21 protein-coding genes are annotated in these 22,732 nt (G+C 62.4%); 13 read left to right on the top strand and 8 right to left on the bottom strand.

The features are described 5' to 3' along the window. Positions 1-13 precede the first annotated feature (13 nt). Entirely contained in the window at positions 14-475 is a 462-nt protein-coding gene (locus HF027_RS00605) for a GNAT family N-acetyltransferase (RefSeq protein ID WP_168011902.1), read from the bottom strand. An 86-nt stretch (positions 476-561) separates the two neighbouring features. Here HF027_RS00605 and pdxR point away from each other — a divergent pair, with 86 nt between their 5' ends. Next, complete coding sequence (gene pdxR, locus HF027_RS00600; RefSeq protein WP_168011900.1) at positions 562-2,073, top strand: MocR-like pyridoxine biosynthesis transcription factor PdxR; 1,512 nt, start codon at positions 562-564, stop codon at positions 2,071-2,073. Positions 2,074-2,186: 113 nt separating this feature from the next. On the opposite strand, the gene HF027_RS00595 is transcribed toward pdxR, so the two are convergent. The 4 genes from HF027_RS00595 to HF027_RS00580 all read right to left on the bottom strand — a co-directional run bounded on the left by HF027_RS00595 (position 2,187) and on the right by HF027_RS00580 (position 7,341). Further along, a complete protein-coding gene (locus HF027_RS00595; RefSeq protein WP_168011898.1) occupies positions 2,187-2,999 on the bottom strand; it encodes an ABC transporter permease in 813 nt (270 codons plus the stop codon). Continuing rightward, complete coding sequence (locus HF027_RS00590) at positions 2,990-3,619, bottom strand: ABC transporter ATP-binding protein (RefSeq protein ID WP_245184383.1); 630 nt, start codon at positions 3,617-3,619, stop codon at positions 2,990-2,992. Before HF027_RS00590 ends, HF027_RS00595 begins: the two co-directional genes overlap by 10 nt. A 145-nt stretch (positions 3,620-3,764) precedes the next feature. Then, positions 3,765-5,354: an ABC-F family ATPase gene (locus HF027_RS00585; protein ID WP_168012242.1), complete on the bottom strand. Its 1,590-nt coding sequence runs from the start codon at positions 5,352-5,354 to the stop codon at positions 3,765-3,767. 256 nt (positions 5,355-5,610) lie between these two features. Continuing rightward, on the bottom strand, positions 5,611-7,341 hold the full coding sequence (locus HF027_RS00580) for a bifunctional diguanylate cyclase/phosphodiesterase (protein WP_342448690.1): 1,731 nt from the start codon (positions 7,339-7,341) through the stop codon (positions 5,611-5,613). A gap of 215 nt (positions 7,342-7,556) precedes the next feature. Between HF027_RS00580 and modA the strand changes: the two genes are divergently transcribed. From modA to HF027_RS00560, 4 genes are read left to right on the top strand one after another with little or no spacing between them, the layout of a single operon-like run. Next, positions 7,557-8,393: a molybdate ABC transporter substrate-binding protein gene (gene modA / locus HF027_RS00575; RefSeq protein WP_168011896.1), complete on the top strand. Its 837-nt coding sequence runs from the start codon at positions 7,557-7,559 to the stop codon at positions 8,391-8,393. Further along, positions 8,393-9,058 (top strand): molybdate ABC transporter permease subunit, encoded by a 666-nt coding sequence (modB, locus tag HF027_RS00570; RefSeq protein ID WP_168011894.1) that lies wholly within the window; start codon positions 8,393-8,395, stop codon positions 9,056-9,058. Before modA ends, modB begins: the two co-directional genes overlap by 1 nt. Next, entirely contained in the window at positions 9,051-10,208 is a 1,158-nt protein-coding gene (locus HF027_RS00565; RefSeq protein ID WP_168011892.1) for an ABC transporter ATP-binding protein, read from the top strand. Before modB ends, HF027_RS00565 begins: the two co-directional genes overlap by 8 nt. Before the next feature lie 16 nt (positions 10,209-10,224). After that, the gene (locus HF027_RS00560) at positions 10,225-10,812 is read left to right on the top strand and encodes a DUF192 domain-containing protein (protein ID WP_245184381.1); all 588 of its coding nucleotides are present in this window, start codon (positions 10,225-10,227) and stop codon (positions 10,810-10,812) included. A 3-nt stretch (positions 10,813-10,815) separates the two neighbouring features. Here HF027_RS00560 and HF027_RS00555 read toward each other — a convergent pair whose 3' ends face one another. Then, positions 10,816-11,676 (bottom strand): DMT family transporter, encoded by an 861-nt coding sequence (locus tag HF027_RS00555; protein WP_168011890.1) that lies wholly within the window; start codon positions 11,674-11,676, stop codon positions 10,816-10,818. A gap of 303 nt (positions 11,677-11,979) precedes the next feature. Here HF027_RS00555 and HF027_RS00550 point away from each other — a divergent pair, with 303 nt between their 5' ends. The 4 genes from HF027_RS00550 to HF027_RS00535 all read left to right on the top strand — a co-directional run bounded on the left by HF027_RS00550 (position 11,980) and on the right by HF027_RS00535 (position 15,390). Further along, a complete protein-coding gene (locus HF027_RS00550; protein ID WP_168011888.1) occupies positions 11,980-12,987 on the top strand; it encodes a DctP family TRAP transporter solute-binding subunit in 1,008 nt (335 codons plus the stop codon). A gap of 94 nt (positions 12,988-13,081) precedes the next feature. Next, the gene (locus tag HF027_RS00545; protein WP_168011886.1) at positions 13,082-13,561 is read left to right on the top strand and encodes a TRAP transporter small permease; all 480 of its coding nucleotides are present in this window, start codon (positions 13,082-13,084) and stop codon (positions 13,559-13,561) included. Then, positions 13,551-14,846, top strand: a complete 1,296-nt coding sequence (locus HF027_RS00540; protein ID WP_168011884.1) for a TRAP transporter large permease — start codon at positions 13,551-13,553, stop codon at positions 14,844-14,846. Before HF027_RS00545 ends, HF027_RS00540 begins: the two co-directional genes overlap by 11 nt. Before the next feature lie 88 nt (positions 14,847-14,934). Further along, entirely contained in the window at positions 14,935-15,390 is a 456-nt protein-coding gene (locus HF027_RS00535; RefSeq protein WP_168011883.1) for a DUF4124 domain-containing protein, read from the top strand. Positions 15,391-15,454: 64 nt separating this feature from the next. Here the strand turns inward: HF027_RS00535 and HF027_RS00530 are convergent, their stop codons facing one another. Together HF027_RS00530 and HF027_RS00525 are read right to left on the bottom strand one after the other, a co-directional pair. Continuing rightward, on the bottom strand, positions 15,455-16,354 hold the full coding sequence (locus HF027_RS00530; protein WP_168011882.1) for a histone deacetylase family protein: 900 nt from the start codon (positions 16,352-16,354) through the stop codon (positions 15,455-15,457). A gap of 71 nt (positions 16,355-16,425) precedes the next feature. Beyond that, positions 16,426-16,962 carry a macro domain-containing protein gene (locus tag HF027_RS00525; RefSeq protein ID WP_168011881.1) on the bottom strand — a complete coding sequence of 179 codons (537 nt, stop codon included), beginning with the start codon at positions 16,960-16,962 and terminating at the stop codon, positions 16,426-16,428. Positions 16,963-17,349: 387 nt separating this feature from the next. On the opposite strand from HF027_RS00525, the gene HF027_RS00520 reads away from it, so the two are divergent. The 4 genes from HF027_RS00520 to HF027_RS00505 all read left to right on the top strand — a co-directional run bounded on the left by HF027_RS00520 (position 17,350) and on the right by HF027_RS00505 (position 22,608). Next, a complete protein-coding gene (locus tag HF027_RS00520; protein WP_168011880.1) occupies positions 17,350-18,324 on the top strand; it encodes a TAXI family TRAP transporter solute-binding subunit in 975 nt (324 codons plus the stop codon). 140 nt (positions 18,325-18,464) lie between these two features. Then, entirely contained in the window at positions 18,465-21,059 is a 2,595-nt protein-coding gene (locus HF027_RS00515) for a TRAP transporter permease (RefSeq protein ID WP_168011879.1), read from the top strand. 14 nt (positions 21,060-21,073) lie between these two features. Next, positions 21,074-21,502: a universal stress protein gene (locus tag HF027_RS00510; protein WP_168011878.1), complete on the top strand. Its 429-nt coding sequence runs from the start codon at positions 21,074-21,076 to the stop codon at positions 21,500-21,502. 290 nt (positions 21,503-21,792) lie between these two features. Beyond that, positions 21,793-22,608 carry a DUF2189 domain-containing protein gene (locus HF027_RS00505; RefSeq protein WP_168011877.1) on the top strand — a complete coding sequence of 272 codons (816 nt, stop codon included), beginning with the start codon at positions 21,793-21,795 and terminating at the stop codon, positions 22,606-22,608. The last annotated feature ends 124 nt before the right edge of the window (positions 22,609-22,732 follow it).

The following is a 22,732-nucleotide window of genomic DNA, read 5'->3' as shown; positions in this document are numbered from 1 at the left end:
CTGAACATCTCCCTTAGTGTGTGGTGGCGGCCGGAAGCGACAAGGCGTAGTGATCGAAGTCGTCGTCGCAACGCCACCCCAACGATGCGTAGAGCGCCTTGGCGGCATGGTTCTCCACCTGGGTCTGCAGCCGCAGTTGGGAAACACCCCGCGACTCGGCCAGCGTTCGGGCGGCGTTCATCAGCGCCCGGCCGACGCCCTGGCGGCGCGCCTCGGGCGCCACGTATAGATCGCCGAGGATCCAGCGCACGGCCAACCGCACCGTCGACAGGGTCGGGTTGAGTTGCACCAAGCCCCGCAGCGCACCGTCAGGGCCTTCATCCACCAGCAGGTGCGAGTCGCCGAGCGCCAGGCGGCTCGCCGCGAAGTCGCGGGCGGCGGCGAGATCCGAGGTCTGGCCGTAGAAGCGGCGGTAGCCGTCGACCAGCTCGCCAAGGGCGGGCAGGTCATCATGGGTAGCAGGGCGCACGGGCATGGCGGTTCTCCTGATGGTGAGAGGTGACCGAGAACCAGTCTGGCGGCATAGTGGTTCCAGGATAAGAACCAGTTTTGGGGAACATCATGGAACCGCTTTCACCAGAGGCCGCGCTGGACTGGGTCATCGATGCCCTCGCCATGGAACTCGCCGAAGCCGCGCCGGCACCGCTCAGCCGGCGGCTCTATCGGGGGCTGCGCGAGCGCATCCAGGCGGGGTTCCTGGCCCCGGGCAGCCGGCTTCCATCTTCGCGTCGCCTGGCTCGGGAGCTGTGCCTGGGGCGCAATACGGTGCTGGCCGCCCTTGAGCAACTGGTCGCCGAGGGTTTCCTGGAGACGCGCCCCGGCGCCGGCACCTTCGTCGCCGACCTGCAACGGCTGGCCGGGGCTTCGCCGGCATCAGAGCCGGCATCGGTGCCGTCCCGGGTGGGCGCCGGGGCGGCAACGGCCGCCGCCGCGCTGTCGGCACGGGGCACGCGGCTGCTCGGCTACAGCGCCGGCCCGAACGCGCGCCCCGGCGTCTTCACGCCGGGGGTGCCGGCGCTGGATCGCTTCCCTCGGGCGCTCTGGCAGCGACTGGTGAGGCGGCATCTGCATCGTGCGCCCACTGACTGGCTTGGCTATCAGGCTGAGGGCGGCGTGCCGGCGCTGCGCGAGGCGTTATGCGACTACCTGCGGCTGTCGCGCTCGGTGCGCTGCCGCCCCGAACAGATGCTGATCGTCCAGGGCGCCCAGCAGGGCTTCGAGCTGATCGCGCGGCTGCTCACCGACCCCGGCGATCGGGCCTGGGTCGAGGAGCCCGGCTATGGCGGCGCCAAGGCCTGCTTCGAGGCCGCTGGGCTCGAGATGCTGCCGGTGCCGGTGGATGACGAGGGCCTGCGGGTGGCGGCGGACCTGCCCGCGCCGCGGTTGATCCAGGTCACGCCCTCGCATCAGTACCCCAGCGGGGTGACCATGACCCTGGGGCGGCGTCTGGCCCTGCTCGAAGCCGCCGAGCGGCATGGGGCCTGGATCATCGAGGACGACTACGACAGCGAATTCCGCTATGGCCAGCGGCCCATCGCCGCGCTCCAGGGCCTCGACGACGGTGGGCGGGTGCTCTATGTCGGCACCTTCAGCAAGGTGCTCTACCCGGGACTGCGGCTGGGTTATGTGGTGCTGCCCGAGCCCCTGGTGGATCCGTGCCGGCGAGCCAACGCCCGGCTGCATCGCGAGGGCCAGTACGTCATGCAGGCGGCGCTGGCCGAGTTCATCGCCGCTGGCCACTTCTCGCGCCATGTGCGCCGCATGCGCGACTGCTACCGCGACCGCCAGGCGCGACTGCGCGAGGCCTTGGCGCCGGCCGTCAGTGCGGGGCTTGAGCTGTCGGAGGGGCAGGCCGGCATGCACCTGGTGGCCTGGCTCGACGACCACGCCAGCGAGGCGGCGCTGGTGGCCCGCGGTGTCGACCATGGGATCGGGCTGTCGCCGCTGTCGGCGTACTACCTGACGCCCCCTGGCCGGCCCGGCCTGGTGCTGGGCTACGCCGGGGCGAGCGAGGCGGAGATTGCCCGGGCCGGCGGCTGGCTGTGTCGGGAATGGCTGGCGCTCAGGCACTAGGCGTCCGTCGCCGCGCCATCAGGATGCTCTCCACCCGGCTGCGCGAGAATGGCTAGTGTGAGGAATCGCTATGTCGCCAGGCCGCCGGACCGCCGGACCGCCGGGCCGCCGCTTCAACGGCCATGACTTTTGGGTGAATGCAGCCGGTCCAGGCGCAGCCGCTCTCGATGATCGAACAGCCGGCGACTGCCCGCGGCGACGGCGGCCAGGGTCCCGAAGCCGGTACCTGCGGTGATGGTGAACATGATCAGTATCTGATACTTCACCGCCAGTGCCGGGGGGCTGCCGGCGAGGATCTGGCCGGTCATCATGCCGGGTAGACTGACCACTCCGGCCGCGGCCATGGCGTTGATGGTGGGGATCATGCCACTGCGCATGGCCTCGCGGCGCACGTCACTGATGGCCTCCTGCCAGGGTTGACCCAGCATCAGCCGGTTCTCGATCACGCTGCGCTGTTGCCAGACGCCTGTGGTTAGCCTGTCCATTGCAAGCGACACGCCGGTCATGGTGTTGCCGAGTAGCATGCCAAGCAGCGGGATGGCGTATTGGGGGGCGTACCAGGGGGTGGGGCCGACGATCACCGTTAGGGTCAGCACCGTGACGCTGAAGGACGACAGGAACATCGCCAGGGTGCCAATGCCGAAGGCCCAACCGCCGCTGAGGCGTCGCTGTTGGCGCGTCATCACCTCGCGCCCGGCGATCAGCACCATGGCCAGGGCCATCAGCGCCACCCACTGAAAGCGGGATGAAGCGAACAGTGCTTCCAGCACCAGGCCAATAAGCGTCAGCTGTACCGCTGTGCGCACGGCGGCGATCAGTAACGACCGGCCGACGCCGAGGCGCGCGACGACCGTACAGGCTGAAAGCGCCACCACCATCGCGGCGGCGAGGCCCAGCTGCCACCATTCCAGTGTGATCACGTCCATGATGCCGCCTCCAGGCGCGATCCCGTGATCCGGACATGATGCCGAGCGACCCGCTTGATCTGCTCGGGGTCATGGGCAACCCACAGCACCGGCATGCCATGTTGGCGCGCCTGCTCGACGAGCCAGGCCTCGCAGGCAAGCGTCGTGGTGTGATCCAGGTTGGCGGTGGGTTCGTCGAGCAGCAGAGCCTGGGGGCGACGGGAGAGGGCCCGCAGCAGGGCAAGCCGTTGTTTCTCGCCGGAAGAGAGCCTATCCACCGGCCAGTCGAGCGTCTCCGGGGACAGGTCGAGGGCGGCAAGGCCTTCCCGGCAGTCATGCGTGAAATGCGCCCCGACATCCTCGGCCCACCATTGGCTTTCGGCCGGCACCAGCATCACTGTCTGACGCCAGGCATGGCCGGTCAGCGCCGTCTGGGGTTGATGGCCCAGCCGAATCTCGCCTTCATGAGGCTCGAGGTCGGCGATAGCACGCAGCAGGCGGCTCTTGCCCGAGCCGCTGACGCCGGACAGGCAGGTGATCTCGCCCGGGGCAAGGCACAGGGATATGTCCTCAAGGGCGCCGATGGCGACGCCTTCGAGGCTCAGGGGCATCGCTTTATTCAGATCGGGCGCAGCGGGCATCCAGCAGGCTCCCGTGACGATGGGGTGTCGGCTCGGTTCTCGACAGGGCCTTTATCTCGCGAGCCGAGTCGATCACCGAGCCACTGTCGCTCAGCATACCCGATGCCGCATGGCGCTGGCGTGACAGTCCGACAGCTCCTGTCGGTCAGCCGTAGACGCCCTGGCTCTTCAGGTAGTCGTCGTAGCTGCCGCTGAAATCGACGATCCGCTCGCCGCTCATGTCGAGGATGCGGGTGGCAAGCGAGGACACGAACTCGCGGTCGTGGCTGACGAACACCAGGGTGCCCGGGTAGTGCTCCAGGGCCAAGTTGAGGGCCTCGATGGATTCCATGTCCAGGTGATTGGTGGGCTCGTCCATCAGCAGCACATTAGGCTTCTGCAGGGCCAGCTTGCCGAACAGCATGCGGCCCTGCTCGCCACCGGAGATCACCTTCACTGACTTGCCGATCTCGTCGTTGGAGAACAGCATGCGGCCAAGGGCCCCGCGGATCATCTGTTCGCCGCCGTCGGTCCACTGGGCCATCCACTCATAGAGGGTGGCCGGGTTGGCGAAGTCGTCGGCGTGATCCTGGGCGAAGTAGCCAAGCTCGGCGCTATCGGTCCATTTCACCTCGCCTTCGTCCGGTGTCAGGTGACCGCTCAAGCAGCGCAGCAGGGTGGTCTTGCCGACGCCGTTGGGGCCAATGATCGCCACGCGTTCGCCGGCCTCGATCTGCATGCCCAGATTCTTGAACAGCGGGCCTTCGTCGAAGCCTTTGGCCAGCGATTCGACCTGTACCGCACCGCGGTGGATCTTCTTGTTCTGTTCAAAACGGATGAAGGGGCTGACGCGACTCGAGGGTTTGACCTCCTCGAGCTGGATCTTGTCGATCTTGCGCTGGCGAGATGTCGCCTGCTTGGCCTTGGAGGCGTTGGCCGAGAAGCGACTGACGAAGGCCTGCAGGTCGGCGATCTCGGCCTTCTTCTTGGCGTTATCGGCGTGCAGACGCTCGCGAGCCTGGGTGGCCGCGGTCATGTAGTCGTCGTAGTTACCCGGGAACAGCTGGATCTCGCCGTAGTCGAGGTCGGCCATGTGGGTGCAGACGCTGTTGAGGAAGTGGCGATCGTGGGAAATGATCACCATGGTGCTGTTGCGCGCGGTGAGCACGTCTTCCAGCCAGCGGATGGTGTTGATATCCAGATGGTTGGTGGGCTCGTCGAGCAGCAGCACATCGGGATCAGCGAAAAGGGCCTGAGCCAGCAGTACACGTAGCTTCCAGCCCGGCGATACGGCACTCATCGGGCCGAAATGCTGGGCCTCGGGAATGCCGAGCCCCAGCAACAGCTCGCCAGCGCGGGCCTCGGCGGTGTAGCCGTCGAGTTCGGCGAAGCGGGTCTCGAGATCGGCGACGCGCATGCCGTCTTCTTCGCTCATCTCCGGGTTCGAGTAGATCCGCTCGCGCTCGTCTGCGACCTCCCACAGTTCGGTGTTGCCCATGATCACGGTGTCGATCACCCGGTGGTCTTCATAGGCGAACTGGTCCTGGCGCAGCTTGCCCAGGCGGGTACCGGAATCGAGCATTACCTGCCCGCCGGACGGCTCGAGATCGCCACCGAGAATCTTCATGAAGGTCGACTTGCCGCAGCCGTTGGCGCCGATCAGTCCATAACGATTGCCGTTATTGAACTTGATCGAGACATCCTCGAACAGGGGCTTGGCCCCGAACTGCATGGTGATATTGGCGGTGGAGATCAAAAGGCGGTCCAATCGAAAGGGCTCAGCGTGGCCGAGCAAGTGGCAAAAGAGTGGGCGCGTATTGTACCGGTTCGCGCCCGCTTCTTCACAATCGATTCACTGCTGGATCGCGATCTTCCCGCGGATCGCCGAGCGACTCCGCCACGCAGGGCTCATGGGCATGCGAAGGAGTCCCGAACTGGCGTCTGGTTACCCAGGCCTCCCTGGGGAGTCCTCTGGCAGGTGAGAGCGTGCCTCTGAAGGCCACCATGGCAGGTTATTGGCGTCGGCGCTCGATCAGCAGGTAATTACCAGGTGTGCGTTTGGCATGGCGTTTGAGTTCACAGAGCCTGTCGGAGATGGCCACGGCACTCTTGAAGTGCTGTGGGTCAACCGGCAGCGCGGCGATGCTGAGACTGATAAAGGGAAAGAAGCGTCGCTGGCCCTGACGATCTTCGCCTGTCAGTCCGCCGGCCTGTCGATCACTGGGTCGGTAGAAGCTTGGTGTCATCGCCTCGAAGCGGTCCAACACCTGCTGGCAATGTTGTTGCCAGTCGTCTCCGCTCAGCAGCAGCATGAAATCGTCACCGCCGATATGACCGACGAAGTGGCCATGTTCCCGCAGGGTGTCCTGCAGCAGGTTCGCCACGGCAATGATAACCTCGTCGCCATGGGCATAGCCGTAGCCATCGTTATACGCTTTGAACTGATCCAGGTCGCAGTACGCCGCGACGAAGTCACGTCCATCGTTCAGTCGTGTCGCCAGGGCGTCATTGATCAGGGCGTTGCCGGGTAGACCGGTCAAGGGATTGGCATGGCGGGCTAGGCGTACCTGATAGGCCGTGATTTCACGCAGCAGGTCGATGATATTGCCCATCCCCTGGTATTCACCGGCATCGTCGACGATCACGACATCTTCATGGCGCTCGCCTTCTGTCTCGGTGATCCATTGGCTCAACTGTTCCAATGGAGTGTTGAGACGGGCCAGGATCATGTGCTTTTCGCTCAGCTCGTCCAAGGTGCTTTTGGCATAAAGCGAGTGACCGAAGGGGTTGGCAAATAGCGTCAGAAAGGTATTGCGACGAATGATACCCGTCGGGCGGCCCTGGCTGACCAGTGCCACGCAGCGAAGATTGGGTTCACTCTTGAAGCGATCAAGCAACGCCTGCAGCTTGGCCTTGGCATCGATTGCCGCAATCGGCTTGCAGATCGAGGCAGCTGTGACGCTCTTGTTGTAGTGGCGCCCGCCAGTGGGCATGAGATTTGCGATGCTCTGGGGTGGCTGGTCGCTGGGACGAGCGAAATGATAGCCCTGCAGGTAGGTTACCTGCATGCCCCACAGCGTATGATATTCCTCGCGGGTTTCGATGCCCTCGGCGATAAGCGTGCAGTTCAGGTTGCGAGCGACGTCGATGATCGAACGCAGGAACTGCTGCTTGGGGCTGTCCTTATCGATGCCTTCGATGAAGTGGCGATCAATCTTGACGAAATCCGGACGCAGCTCGGCCCAGTGGCGAAGTCCCGAATAGCCGGCGCCGAGATCGTCAAGCGCCACCTGGAAGCCCATGTCCCGATAGTGGCCGACGGCCCGACGCATCAAATCGTAGTCGTGGATCGGTGCGTGCTCGGTCAGTTCGATGACCACCCGTTGTGGAGAAAGGCCGAGTTGTCCCAGGTACTCGATGGTGGCGCCTTCGCGGAAATCCCGTTCAAGGAGGGTCGCCGGCATCACATTGAGAAACAGGTGCGCTGGCAGGTCCTGTTCGACAAAGTGCTGGATGGCCAACCGTCGACAAAGGAGGTCGAGTTCAACCAGTCGCCCTTCTTGTTCGGCAACGCCGAATAGCATCAGTGGGGAGTGCAGTGGGCAATCCGACGGCCCACGCACCAGGGCCTCGTAACCAAAGATCAACTGGCTTTCGCCATCGACAATGGGTTGAAAGAGCACCGTCAGCGCCTCGGCCTTGATAATGGCATCAAGCCAGTGAGCGTCGCTTTGCTGCATCATGGGTTGAGCGGGACGTGGCATGCGGGGAAATTGAGACTCTCGTGAGTTGGCATCATGACTGCCAGGTTGTATTAGTCTCATTGCATTGACGTGACAGCATGCCGTGACCTTGCCGCTCAGCGTTGCCGGCCGCGTTGCTGCCGCAGAGCCGCTGTGATGATATGCACCTGCGGTTTTTCCATTTTCCCCCTTGAGCCTCAGACAAGGATTTCACTATGCGCTCGTTGATGCGGCGGTTGGCACAGTGGCTGATGATCGCGGGTCTGGCCGTCGCGCCAGCCGCCATGGCCGAGGAGGTGCCGCGCATCGCCGTGGCGTCGAGCCTGCAGTTCGCCCTGACCGAAATTGCCGAGGATTTCCAGGACGCCAGCGGACGCCAGGTGATCCTCAACATGGGCTCGTCGGGCAACTTCCGCCGCCAGATCGCTCAGGGCGCGCCCTTCGAGCTCTTTCTGTCGGCCAACGAAGGTTATGTTCAGGCCCTTCATGAGGCAGGCAAGACCCGTGATGCCGGGGTGCGTTATGCCCGCGGTCGTCTGGTCTGGCTGCAACGCCAGGGGCGGCAGGGGCAAGAAGGCGAGGACCAGGATAGCGAGCTCCCCCCCGTAGAGGCTCCGCTTGCTGCGGTGCAGGCAGCCGTTAAGACCTGGCGGGCTGACGGCACGCGCTCCCGCATCGCGCTGGCCAACCCCGAGCATGCCCCCTATGGCGTGGCGGCGCGTCAAGTCCTTGAACACGAGGGACTATGGGACGCCAGTCGGCCCTTGCAAGTGATGGGCGAGAACGTGGCCCAGGCGGCACGCTTCGCGCTTTCCGCGGACACCCGCGGCGGTCTGGTGGCCTATTCGCTGGTGCATTCACCAATGCTTGCCAAGCAAAGTGACTACAGGCTGATTCCCGAGGCCTGGCATGCGCCGCTGCATCAGCGCATGGCGCTTGTGCAGGGAGCCGGGGAAACCGCCGAGGCCTTTTATGCCTACCTCCAGAGTGACGCTGCGAGGCGTGTGTTGCGCGACTACGGCTTCGGCGTGCCGGACCTGGACGCGTCCTGATGGACTGGAGCGCCCTGTCTGTCTCGTTGCGTTTGGCGTTGGGTACTTGCCTGATTCTGCTGCCGGTTGGGTTGTGGCTCGGGCGACGTCTGGCCCGGATACAGCGTCGTCGAGCGTTGTTCGAGGCGCTAGTGGCGCTGCCGCTGGTGATGCCGCCGACGGTGCTCGGGTTCTATCTGATGCTGGCCTTTGCCGGCGATGGTCCCTTGGGCGGGCTCTGGCAGTCGCTTACCGGCACCAGTCTGAATTTCACCTTTACCGGCATCCTGCTGGCCTCGCTGCTGGTCAACCTGCCCTTCGCCGTGCAGCCCATTCAGCGGGCCTTTGAAGCGGTGCCGGATACCTTGCGTGAGGCTGCCTGGTGCAGTGGCCTATCGCCACGCCAGACCTTCTGGCGCATCGAGCTGCCCCTGGTACGCTCTGGCGTGGTGTCGGCGTTGGCCCTGACGTTCGCCCACACCCTGGGTGAGTTCGGGGTGATCCTGATGGTGGGCGGTGCCATCGATGGCGAGACGCGCACCCTGTCGATCGCTATCTACGACCGCGTCCAGGCCTTCGACGAGGCCGGTGCCGCTCGTATGTCATTGCTGTTGCTGGGTATCTCGTTTCTGACCATCGGCATTGTCTATGGGCTTTCCCGGCGAGGAGGGCGTCGCCATGGCTGAGCGCGGACACGATGATCAGAAGGCCGGGGGAGCCGTTCTCGAGGAGGGCCATTGCAAGGGGCTCAATGTCTCGCTGCATCAGGCCGGCCCCATTCCGCTGGCGGCTGATTTTAGCTGCGCACCGGGTGAACTTCTGGGACTTGTCGGGCCATCCGGCAGCGGCAAGACCACGCTGCTTCGGGCGATCGCCGGCCTGACCCGGGTAAATGGCGGCCATATTCACTGCGGTGGCGAGGCCTGGTTCGATGCCGAGCGCGGGCATTCACTCAGCGTTCAGGCCCGACGCATCGGCTTCGTCTTTCAGGACTATGCCCTCTTTCCTCACTTGAGCGCCCGTGACAATGTCCTGCTGGCGGTGGAAGAGAGCTCTGGGGACGCGCGGTTAGCCACGGCTCACGCCTGGCTGACCCGGGTGCGCCTCGAGGGACTCGAAGACCGCTTTCCCCACCAGCTTTCTGGTGGCCAGCGCCAGCGGGTGGCCGTGGCCCGAGCCCTTGCCCGAAAGCCGCAAGTGTTGCTGCTCGACGAACCCTTCTCGGCGGTGGATCAGGTAACTCGGCGACGCCTGCAGCGCGAACTGGCCCTGTTGCGTGAAACCCTGACCATTCCCATGGTGCTGGTCACCCATGATCTCGAGGAGGCCAGCGCCCTGGCCGACCGGCTGTGCGTGCTGCACGGGGGCAGGACGCTGCAGAGCGGGCCGCCGGAAACCCTGTTTCGGGCCCCCGCCTCGCCGCAGGTCGCCCGGCTGCTGGATCGCCACAACATCTTCAGTGGCGAGGTGGTCGAGGTTAACGGTGTCCGTCGGCTGGCCTGGGGCTCCTACTGGCTGGAAGTCGATCAAGGCCTCGAGGAGGCAACGCTCGGCCAGACCCTGCGCTGGTACCTGCCTCCCTCGGATGTGGTGATGCATCGGCGTGGCCGACCATCACGGGGCGAGCGAGAAAACCCGGTAGCAGGCCGCGTGCAGGAAATGGTGATGCTGGGGGGAGTGACGCAAATCACCCTGGCCTTCGGGCATGATGTAGAGACGCTGCGTTTTGATATCACCACTCATGCCGCCCGTCGCAATGGGCTGGCGAGAGGCGAAATCGTGCAGGTTTCGCTGCTAGCGAGCGGTATCCACCTGATGCAAGGAGCATCATCATGATTCGAGAGAGCCACGCATGAACGAGACCATCACCACTGCCATCGGTATGAGCCGTCGTCGTTTCCTGACAGGGGCGGCCGCCGCCGGCGGCGTCCTTGGCGTGAGTGCGTTGCTGCCGCTGACCGGCTGGTCAGGGGGCGTGGCGCTTGCCGAGGAAATCCACTATGAGACGACGACTCTGGCCATTCACGGCGCTCATGGGCCGTCGCGCCTCAAGGTGGAACTGGCGGAAAGCCCGCAGCAGCGGGCCAATGGCTTGATGGGACGCGAACACTTGGCGCCAGGGGCCGGCATGCTGTTTCTCTATTCTCGCCCCCAGTCGCCGGACAGCGGCTTCTGGATGTATCGCACCCTGATTCCCCTGGATATCGCCTTCATCGATAGCCAAGGGCGTATCGCCGCCATCCGCCAGATGCCCCCCTGCAATTCTGAGGCGCCGGGAGAGTGCCGTGCCTATCGCGCCGGTGTGACATATCTGGCGGCACTGGAGGTCAATGCCGGCTACTTTGCCGAGCGTGGCATCAAGGTCGGAGACTGTGTCAGCCTGCCCGCTCAGGCAAAGCACCTGGCGGACGAGCATTTGCATGAGCAGTGCCGCCCCTGACGCTCAAGAGGTGGCTTTTCGGCGTGCCGGCTGGAGGATGATCAACGCCAGCCCGGCAAGCACCAGACCGCCGCCGGCTAGCTTGTTGATGCCCAGGCTATCGCCGAGCAGCCAGGCGCCCAGCAGTACCGCCCCCACCGGCATCAACAGCGTCAGCGGAGTGACACGACTCACCGGGTGGCGTCGCAGCAGCCCGTACCAGATACCGTAGGCGACGATGGATGACATCACCGCGGTATAGCCCACCGCTCCCCAGCCGGCCCAGCCGGCGTTGCGCAGGGCGTCGAGGTGGCCGGTCTCGAACCACCAGGAACCAAGTGCCACCTGGGGAACCGCGAACAGGGCTATCCAGCCCGCCAGGGCCAGTGGTGGAATCTTGGGCCCGCGCTTGATCAACAGCTGCGAGATCGCCCAGCCCAGGGCGCTGAGCAGCAAGAGAGCCAGCGGCAGCGGCGAGGGCAGGGTAGGGCCGCCGGCCAGTACCACGACGCCTGCGAAGGACAGCAACAGGCCGCCCAGCCGGCGCGCGTCCAGATGCTCGCGCAGGAAGATCACCGCCAGCAGCGTGGCGAAAGGCGTACCCATCTGCACCAGCAGCGCACCGGTGCCGGCCTCGGCCTGACCCAGGCCGATGAACAGCAGGGCGAAGTGCAGGCTGCCAAAGGTCAGTGACAGTAGCATCAAGAAAGGGATCTGGTGGCGCGGCACAGGATGAAAGGGTACCAGCAGCACGGCCACCAGCGCGAAGCGTAGGGTCGTCAGCAGCAGGGGCGGCAGGTCGGCCACACCAAGCTTGATGACGATGATGTTCAGCGCCCAGATGGCAATGACGAAGAGGCCCAGTAGCAGGTCGCGGAGTGGCACGGCTCATCCTTAAGAGTGGTCGGCGGACAAAAGTTAGCAGCATAGCAGTTTACGGCCTGCGTTTGCCCGAGGTGGTATGTGTGGAAAAGACGAGGCATGGATGAGAGGGCGTTCAGCGTCCGCCAAAAAGGCGACCAGCAGGTGAGACACCTTGAAGGATTGCCTCATACCTTGGTTTGGCATCATTTCGTTCGGCTTCTATTTACACTGCAAGTGGACTCGCTAATGAATCCATACCAATAATGAAGGCCCGCACCTCAGGCTTGGCCATCGGGTGTCATGGTGCCTCAATAAGGACACGACATGATGACGTTTCGCTTTTCTCGCCTGACCACGGCCCTGGCCGGTACGGCGCTACTGTGTACGGCACTGTCTGCTCAGGCTCGGGAACTGTCGGTTTCGACCGTGCTGTCGGATGCTTTTCCCTGGGGCCAGGCGGCGGAGAAATGGGCCGAGCTCGTCGAGGAGCGCTCTGACGGTCGCCTGACACTGCGCGTCTACCCCAATGCCCAACTGGTGTCTGGCGATCAGACCCGCGAGTTCTCGGCCATGCGCTCGGGGCTGATCGACCTGGCGGTGGGGTCGACCATCAACTGGTCGCCACAGGTACCGGAGCTGAACCTGTTTTCGCTGCCGTTCTTCATGCCCGACAACGCAGCGGTCGATGCCGTGACCGGTGGGGAAGCCGGCGAGCAGGTCTTCGCGGCGATCGAATCGGCTGGTGTGATACCGCTTGCCTGGGGCGAAAACGGCTTTCGCCAGCTTTCCAACTCACAAGGCCTCATCGATGAGCCGAGTGATCTCGAGGGCCTGAAGATTCGTGTGGTGGGCTCGCCGCTGTTTCAGGATACCTTCGAGGCACTGGGCGCCAACCCCACGCAAATGAGCTGGGCGGATGCCAAGCCGGCACTGACCACCGGCGCCGTCGACGGACAGGAGAATCCGCTCTCGGTCTTCGACGTGGCACGCATCGACCAGGTCGGCCAGACAAACTTGACGCTGTGGAATTACATGAACGACCCCCTGGTGTTCGCGGCCAATCAGCGGGTCTGGGGCTCGCTTTCCGCCGAGGATCAGGCCCTGCTGCGCGAGGCCGCCGTTGACGCCGGCGAGTGGGAGATCGCCATGACGCGCGACGAAGAGAGCGAGCGTCGGGCGGCGATCGAGGAACGTGGCGTCGAGATCGTGGAGCTCACCGACGCGCAGCACGAGGCCTTCGTCGAGGCGACCCAGAGCGTTTATGCGACCTGGAATGAGCAGATCGGCGAGGAGCTGGTACAGGCTGCCCGCGACGACATGGCGGCCAACTGAAGATCAGGTTCCCTGCCGTTGTGAAGAGATAAAGGCGTGTGTCCGATTGATCGGCCCCCTTGAGGGGGCCGTTGCTTTGATGCTCGAGGTCTCCATGAAACATTTCCCTGATGCCCGGCCCGAACGGGTGCTGGCCACGCTGTCGCTGGTGATCATCGCGCTGATCAGCCTGGCCAATGTCGTGGTGCGCTACGTGACCGATGCCTCCTTCGCCTTTACCGAGGAGTTCTCGGTGTTCTTGTTGGTGGTGCTGACCTTTGCCGGTGCCTCGGTGGCGCTGCGGCGCAACGGTCATATCCGTATCAGCCTGCTCGAGTGTGCCCTGCCGGCGGGGCCGCGCAAGGCACTGATCGTCTTTCAGTGGCTATGTGGCGCCACGGTGCTTGGGCTGATCGTGTGGTTCGGTGGCAAGCTTGCCTGGGAGGAATACCACTGGCAATCGCTGTCACCGGGGCTTGGCCTGCCGCAATGGTGGTACATCATCTGGTTGCCGGTGCTTGCCGCGTTGATGCTGTTACGCCTCAGTCAGCAGTGCCTGGATCGCTTACGCGGAGGCATCCAAGATGAGTCCTGATGTATGGATGATCCTGGCCTTCGTCGGTCTCCTGATCGCCGGCGTGCCGGTGGCTTTTTCGCTCGGTCTCTCCGGGGCGCTGGGTATCGTGCTGGGGCTGCCGGCGACGATGCTGGCGACGCTTGGCACCAACACCTACAACAGCGTCGCCAAATACCCCTTGATCGCCATACCGCTGTTTATCCTCACGGGTCTGATCTTTGAGCGTGCGGGGGTGGCCGCCCGTTTGGTGCGTTTCGCCCAGGCATTGATAGGCCCGCGCCATGGGGGACTCGCTCTGGTGGCGGTGCTGGTGTGCATGATCATGGGCGGCATGAGTGGCTCGGGACCTGCCGATGCGGCGGCCGTGGCCATGGTGATGCTGCCGAGCATGACCCGGGCGGGTTACCCCAAGCCCTTCTCGGCAACACTGATTGCGGCATCCGCCTCAACGGCGATCCTGATTCCGCCCTCGGTGGCGCTGATCCTGTATTCGATCGTGGTGCCCGGCGTTGATCTGCGGGCGCTGTTCGCGGCCGGGCTCTTCCCGGGCATGCTGGCTGGCGCGGCCCTGCTGGTGCCGGCCTGGTGGCTGTCGCGGCGCTATCGCTGGGAGGCGCCGGAGAACGTGGTGCGACCGGCACTGGGCGAGAGCTTCCGCCAGGCACTACCGGCGCTGTTCGCGCCGGTGCTGATCCTTGGAGGGCTGCGCTCGGGCCTCTTTACGCCCACCGAGGCGGCGGTGGCGGCGGTCACCTACGGTGTGATCGTGGGCGTCTTCCTGACCCGTGAGCTTGACTGGCGTGAGTTGTGGCGGCTGTTCGGCGAGGCTGCGGTCATCACCGGAGTGGTGATGTTGATCATTGCGCTTGCAGGCATTTTCGCCTGGGCCGGCACCATGCTCGGTACCTTCCGGCACCTGGCCGAGTGGATCATTGGTCTTTCCGACAACGGCGTCTGGCTGCTGGTACTGATCATGCTGGCGGTGTTGCTCGCCGGCATGGTGCTGGATGCGATCTCGATCTATCTGATCATGATGCCGATCCTGATCCCGGTAATGGAGCATTTCGGCTGGCACCCGGTGTGGTTCGGTATTCTGTTGGCGATGAATATCGCCATCGGTCAGTTCACGCCACCCGTCGCGGTGAACCTGATGGTTACCACGGAGGTGGCAAAGGTTCGTCTCGAGCAGACCGTGGGCTGGGCGCTGGTGTTCGTCGTGGCCATGGGCGCGGCACTTGCGCTGGTCGCGATATTTCCGGCCATCGCCCTATGGCTGCCGGGGGTTCTGGGCTATAACGTCTAGCCAGATGCCGAGAAGGCTCCCCACGGAAGAGGGGAGCCCACTTTTGCAGTGAAAGCAGCAAGACAGGAACCACAGGGAGGTGGAACCTATGAAAGCAGTGACGCGAGTGCGTTATGAGGCAATGACATGCCTGCGCCTGAGTCGGCTAGGGCTTTGCCTTGTGTTGACAGTGTGGGCGATGGTCGCTCAGGCGCAGGTCTATTCCTGGCAGGATGACCAGGGCCAATGGCACTTCGCCGACCATGCCCCCGTCGGTGGGGCCGAGCGCCGTGCGCTTGATGATCTGCCGGATCTCAACACCATGCGTCCTCCCGAAGACTCACCCTATCAGCCGCCATCACCCAGGTCATCCGCCCAACGATCGCAACGCTCGGCAAGTGGGCAGGACGCTCGCTGCGATAGCCTCGAACGCCGTCTCGAGGCCGTTCAGCGCGAGCTGCGCGCCGGCTACCAGGAACCTCGCGGCAATCGGCTGCGGGCGCGTCGACGCCAGATGTCTGCCGCGCATCGACGTGAGTGCCGCGACTCCCTGGTGGGGCCCTGACCACCATCATGATGTCTTTTTCTGTGACGCCTGAGCGGATCGCTTGAACATAGGCAACGTCGATTCAAAGCAGAGTGCTGGCGGCGCGATGTAGCTGAGCGTGGCGATTGGCCAGCGCCTTTAGGTCGCGATCATAGCCGCCGCCGATGACCGCTGCTATCGGGATCTGTGCGTCTCGACAGGTCTCCAACACGTAATGGTCTCGAGCGAACAGCCCGTCATCGCACAATGCCAGGTGACCGAGGCGGTCATCGGCATGCACGTCGACACCAGCATCATATATCACCAGCTCCGGGGCGAACTGGACGAGTAATGGGGGCAGACTCGCCCTCAAGCGTGCCAGGTAGTCTAGATTACCTGTGCCACGAGGCAGGGCGATGTCCAGGTCGCTATGCTGCTTGCGGGCCGGAAAGTTCTCTGCCCCATGCATCGAGAAGGTGAAGACACGGTGATCGTTGCGGAAAAGCCGTGCGGTCCCGTCGCCCTGGTGAACGTCCAGGTCGACGATCAGGATGCGCTTCACCCATCTCCGCTCCAAGGCATGGGCCGCGGCGACCGCAAGATCATTGATCAGGCAGTAGCCGCTGGCGGCATCGGCATGGGCATGGTGGGTACCGCCAGCGGTGTTGCAGGCAAGGCCGGTATCAAGGGCCGCTTCGACGCTTGCCTGGGTGCCGCCCACTTCAAGCAGCGTGCGGACGACAAGTGACTCGGACCAGCGAAAACCGCTGCGACGTTGGGCCGACTCACTCAGGGTGCCGCCAAGGAAGGCGTGCAGATAGTCGGCCGTATGCACGCGGGCCAGGCTGGCTTCGCTTGCTGGCTGTGGGGTGATCCACTCGGCAAGATGCTCGAGCTTCTCGGCGGCTAATGTCTCGCGCAGCACCCGGAATTTAGCCATCGGGAAGGGATGCCGTGGTGGCATCTCGATGGTGTAACCCGGGTGGTGAATCAGTGGCAGCATGGCGGGTGTCAGGATGATGTGGCTAGTTCGAGGTCGCTACCACTCTACCCATCACCCCGGGACGAGGCCACTCAGGACGATTCGGCATCCTTAAGCATCGACAGCGTTTGCTGATAGAGCGCCAGGCTTTCGCCATCGTGCAGGATGAAACGCACCTGTCGAAGGTGATCGCAGTGCTGGGTCTCCTTCAAGACCGTGGTCAGCGCCACCCGGGTCGCTTCGTTCATGGGATAGCCGAAAGCGCCAGTGGATAGGGCAGGGAAGGCGATCGAGGCCAGTTCCTGTTCCTCGGCCAGTCTGATGGCCTCCCGGTAGCAGGACGCCAACAGGGCGTCCGAGGGCTCATCACGACCATAGACGGGCCCCAGGCAATGAATGACATGGCGGTTGGGCAAGTCATGGGCACCGGTGATTACCGCCTGACCGGGCCGGATCGGTGCCTCTGGTTGACACTCATGGGCGAGGCCCGGGCCAGCGGCTCGATGCAGAGCGCCGGCGACGCCGCCACCCGACATGAGCTGTGCATTGGCGGCATTAACCACCGCGTCCATGTCGGGCTGGTTGGCGATGTCACCCTGACGGCATTCAATCTCGACGGTGGGTGTCATGCTGTCCTCCTTAATCCTCTTGGGTGCTATCAAGCCTAACGGCAATATCCAGGTCTATCCGACTATCGCGAAGAGAGTTGACATGATTTTACATGATTCAACGCGAAGGATGACTAGGCTAGTTAGTGTAAACACCTGAATCGTATGGTCGCTATGATCTAAAGTAGTGCATACTCATTTGCTTGTAAGCATCATTGGCAGGAAACGCTGAAAGCGCAACGTCGCCAGACCCGCGCAGGCAAGCTATAACTGATACAACGAATGCGATGATCGCCAAAAAGCAGAAAGATATCGCCATTCGGGTATGCCCGCCGACGAAAGGGCTGAGCGAAGATGTCGCAGAGGTGGCATAGCCATCCAACATCAACACTATCAAGAGGTGTCTGAATGAAACGCCATGCAATCACTGCTGCAGCCGTAACGGGCCTGCTGACGGGTGCTGCCATGTTCTCCTCGCCGGTCGTGGCTCAGGAGCGCTTCATCACCATCGGTACCGGCGGTCAGACCGGCGTCTACTATGTGGTCGGTCAGTCGATCTGTCGTCTCGTGAACCGTCTTGAAGACTCTGATATCAAGTGCAACGCACCGTCGACCGGCGGTTCCGTCGCTAACATCAACGGCATCAAGTCCGGCGCGCTCGACATGGGTGTTGCCCAGTCCGACGTGCAATATCAAGCCTATAACGGTACGGGCACCTTCGATGGCGATGCTTACCCCGAGCTGCGCGCGGTCTTCCGCGTACACGGGGAGCCGCTAACCCTGTTGGCTCGCGCCGATTCCGGCATCGAAACCCTCGATGACCTTGAGGGCAAGCGTGTCAATATCGGTAACCCGGGCTCTGGCCAGCGCAACACCATGGAAGAGGTCATGGACGCCAAGGGGTGGACCGAGGACACCTTCTCGCTGGCCTCTCAGTTGGATGCCGCCGAGCAGGCTGCTGCCCTTGCCGATAACAACATCGATGCCATGGTCTATGTGGTCGGTCACCCGAACGGCTCCATTCAGGAAGCCACCACTACCGTCGATGCCAACCTGATTCCGTTGGATGGCCCCGCCATCGAGGGGCTGGTCGAGGAGTATCCGTACTATTCCGAGGTGGTGATCCCGGGCGGCCTCTACAAGGGTAATGATGAAGATGTCACTACCTTCGGTGTGGCGGCAACCTTTGTCACCAAGGCCTCTGTGGACGAGGACATCATCTATCAAAGCGTCAAGGCAGTGTTCGATAACTTCGATCGCTTCAAGCGCCTACACCCCGCCTTCGCTAACCTGAAGGAAGAAGAGATGGTCACCCAAGGGCTGTCAGCGCCGCTGCACCCGGGGGCTGCCCGTTACTATCGTGAGCGTGGCTGGATCGAGTGATTCAGGCCTGACAGGAGCTTAAGCTCTTGACTCGGTGCGCGGCCGTTCCAAAAGGGAGGTCGCGCATCTTGGTTTTAGACCCGTGGCATGGCCCGGGCGACTAGGCTTTTTCCGGTGATGATGGCAATCAGGATGATTTCATGAGCGAAGACAAGACAAGAGCCTCGGCTTCGAGTGCCGATCTCGAGGATATGGTTGCGTCCTCGGATTCCGGTTCGCGTAAGCCGCCCGGGATGCCCGGCAAAATTTTGGTGGTAACGGCGGCGGTCTGGTCGCTTTTCCAGCTTTGGATTGCTTCACCGCTACCTTTCATACTCGAATTCGGGGTGTTCAACGCCACAGAATCGCGCTCGATTCACTTGGCTTTCGCCCTCTTCCTGGCCTACATGGCCTATCCCGCCTCCAAGAATTCTCCGCGGGATCGTATTCCTATCCAGGACTGGGTACTGGGCCTGCTGGCGGCACTCGCCGGGGCCTATATGTTTATTTTCTACGAGCAGTTGGCCCAACGCCCTGGGGCGCCGGTCATGCAGGACGTGATTGTCGGCGTCATTGGTATCCTGCTGCTGCTTGAGGCCACCCGCCGGGCGCTTGGCCCGCCGCTGATGATCGTGGCCATGGTATTTATCGGTTATTCGCTGGCAGGTCCCTACATGCCGGGCATTCTGTCGCACCGCGGTGTCAGCATTCCCGGGTTGATCAACCACCAGTGGCTGACGACCCAGGGGGTATTCGGCATTGCGCTGGGGGTGTCGACCAGCTTCGTTTTCCTGTTTGTGTTGTTTGGTGCCCTGCTCGACAAGGCGGGTGCCGGTAACTATTTCATCAAGGTCGCTTTCTCGTTACTCGGCCACTACAAGGGGGGTCCAGCCAAGGCTGCAGTTGTCGCTTCGGGCATGACCGGCCTGATTTCGGGTTCTTCCATTGCCAACGTCGTCACTACCGGCACCTTTACGATTCCGATGATGAAGCGTGTCGGCTTTTCCTCCGAGAAAGCTGGGGCCGTCGAGGTCGCTTCCTCGGTGAATGGTCAGATCATGCCGCCGGTCATGGGGGCAGCGGCCTTCCTGATGGTCGAGTATGTGGGCATCTCGTATGTAGACGTCATCAAACATGCCTTCCTGCCGGCGCTCATTTCCTATATCGCGTTGGTCTACATCGTCCACCTCGAGGCCCTCAAGGCCAACATGAAGGGACTTCAGAGCAGCAACCCGCCCAAGCCGCTGGTCCGCAAGGCCGTCGGATTTCTGGGTGGTCTGCTGTTGATGATGATCACCGCTCTGGTGGTTTATTACGGCTTGGGGTGGCTAAAGCCAATACTCGGCGATGCGACACCCTGGGTGGTGGCGGCTGGACTGACAGCTATATATGTTGGCCTGCTCAAGGTGGGGGCCAACTATCCTGAGCTCGAGATCGACGATCCCAATTCGCCAGTGATCACGCTGCCCCAGACGCGGCCGACCGTGATGGTAGGGCTACAGTATATTCTGCCTGTCGTGGTGCTGGTCTGGTGTCTGATGGTCGAGCGGCTTTCGCCAGGGCTTTCGGCCTTCTGGGCCACGGTGTTCATGACCTTCATCATTGTGACCCAGCGTCCTATTTCGGGAATATTCCGGGGGCAGAGCGAGCTTGTCGAGAACATCAAGTCAGGCTTCCTGGACCTGTGGGATGGGCTGGTGACCGGTGCGCGCAACATGATCGGTATCGGTATTGCGACGGCTACCGCAGGCATCATCGTGGGTGCCGTGTCGCAGACCGGCGTAGGTCTTGTGCTCGCCGACGTGGTCGAGATCCTGTCGATGGGCAACCTGATGCTGATCCTGATGCTCACGGCAGTGCTCAGCTTGATCCTCGGCATGGGGTTGCCGACCACTGCCAACTATATTGTGGTGTCGGCGCTTCTGGCGCCGGTGATCGTGACGCTGGGTGAGCAGAATGGTCTGCTGGTGCCGCTGATCGCCGTGCACCTCTTCGTGTTCTATTTCGGCATCATGGCCGACGTTACTCCGCCGGTGGGGCTGGCATCCTTTGCCGCTGCTGCCGTATCGGGCGGTGATCCGCTGAGAACCGGCTTCCAGGCGTTCTACTACAGCCTGCGGACCGCAGCGCTGCCGTTCCTCTTCATCTTCAATACTGACCTGCTGCTGATCGATGTGACCTTCCTGCAGGGCATTGTGGTATTCGTTGTATCGACGCTTGCCATGTTGATCTTTGCGGCGGCGACACAGGGATTCATGCTGACCCGTAACCGTTGGTATGAAAGCGTACTGCTGTTGCTGGTGGCCTTTTCCCTGTTCCGCCCGGGTTTCTGGATGGACATGATCCATGATCCTTACCAGTCGGTGCCGCCGACCCAGTTCGTGCAGCAGCTTGGTGAAATGGATGACGACAGCACGCTGCGCCTGCAGGTGTCAGGCAAAGATCCCTACGGTGATCCTTTGACCACCTACATGACATTGCCGGTACCTGAAGGCGAAACGGGTGAGGAGCGTCTGGCTAATTTCGGCCTGGAGCTGCTGATCGAGGATGAGAGCGTCATCGTCGATATGGTTGCCTTCGGCAGCCAGGCGGAGAAGCTTGGCTTCGACTTCGATCAGGAAATCATCGAGGTGCTGGCGCCGGTGGATCGTTGGTCGAAGGAATGGATGTGGATTCCGGCGTTCGGGCTTTTTGTCCTGATTGTGCTGCTACAGCGGCGCCGTCGAGACACCTCAACCAAGCCGGCTACCGCGTAACGGAGGGCTAGACCATGTATCAGAAAATCCTGCTGCCGGTGGATCTGAATGAGGAAGCGTCCTGGGAAAGGGCGCTGCCCACCGCCTTGGCGCTGTGCCGTACTTTCGATGCGTCGCTGTATCTCGTGACAGTACTGCCTGACTATCGCATGCCCCTGGTGGGGTCCTATTTTCCTGCCGACTTCAGTGAGAAGGCGCATCAGGCCATAAGTGATGCTCAGCAGGAGTTCGTCAAGCAGCACGTACCAAGTGACGTCAGCGCAAAATGTGTTATCGCCGAGGGCTCACCCTGGGAAGCCATCATCGATGTCGCCAAGAAACTGGAGATCGATCTGGTGGTGATGGCCTCGCACAACAAGCGCAAATTTGCCGATTATCTGCTGGGACCCAATGCGGAACATGTGGTGCACCACAGCAAGATGTCGGTGATGGTCGTACGCTGATTCATCGACGCCACTCTGTCTCTGCATGCCGCCAACCCCCGACTGGTTTTGCCAGTCGGGGGTTGGCCTTTCTGCACGACTCGCCAGAGAAGCGTGGTTTGAGCGTAGAAGAGGATAAGTCTTTGCAGGGGCAAGCTTTCTCCCTCTCGTCTACATTGAGAGAAGAGTAACGGGAACAAGCATTAAGGCATCTTGCCGTACTGGCCAACGCGTTTAATTGATATCGCAGGATGCGGAGCACGGCCAAGGCTCGATGGACACCATTACCGCGAACGGTTAAGGGGAATGCCATGAATGCAGTCACATCGAAGGGCCCGAAGCCTTCAGACTACAACGTTAAAATCAGCATCAACTCGGTAGGTATGGACAAGCCCAGAAGCTGGTTGGTTGCTGGCTTCCAGGACTTTCGTGATGCCACGGCCGTCAGTTTGGCCTATGGCATGTTCTGGGTGGGACTTAGCCTGGCCATAACCCTGGCTGCCTTCACCCTCGATCTCTGGCACTGGTTGCTGCCGCTGGTTGCCGGGTTCATGTTTTTAGGTCCCCTGGTGGCGGTTGGCTCCTACGGTATCAGCCGCGCCCTTGAGGAAAACCGGTCACCGACCATGGGGGACGCCTTCGGTGCCTGGAGCGCTCATACAGGCCAGTTGGCGATGATGGGCCTCATGATGATGATTTTCTTCCTCGCCTGGATTCGTCTGGCCACGTTATTGTTCGCGCTCTTCTTTGGCTTCGATGTGCCAAGCCCCGATACCCTCTATACGGCACTGCTGACGACCTCCGAGGGCTTGAGCATGCTGTTGGTGGGCACGGCGGTAGGGGCGGTGCTGGCCTTCGGTGCCTTCTCGATCAGCGTGGTGGCCATCCCCACCCTGATGGATCAGGATCTGACCTTCATGGAAGGCATCGAGGCGAGCCTAAAGGCGGTTGCGCAGAATTTCCGTCCCATGCTGCTGTGGGCCGTGATCCTTACCGGCAGCGTACTGCTTGGCGTGGTGACCTTCTACATCGGCCTGGCCGTGATCCTGCCGGTGCTGGGCCATGCCAGCTGGCATGCCTACGAAGATTTGGTCAATGTTGAGATCATTGAACAATCCAAGAACTGATTGACGCGACCGCTGGTCCGCTATTGGCGATCTTCGGTAAGCTGTGCAGGTGAATCACGTTTAACAAGTGATGTAGCGAGAGGTTTTATCACCTCTCGCTATGCAAACCATTGCCTGCACGGAC

It is taken from the genome of Halomonas salinarum (assembly GCF_012062845.1).
GTDB lineage: Bacteria > Pseudomonadota > Gammaproteobacteria > Pseudomonadales > Halomonadaceae > Onishia > Onishia salinarum.
Note: the sequence above shows the minus strand (reverse complement) of the source record. Positions and strands in the feature narration are given on the sequence as shown.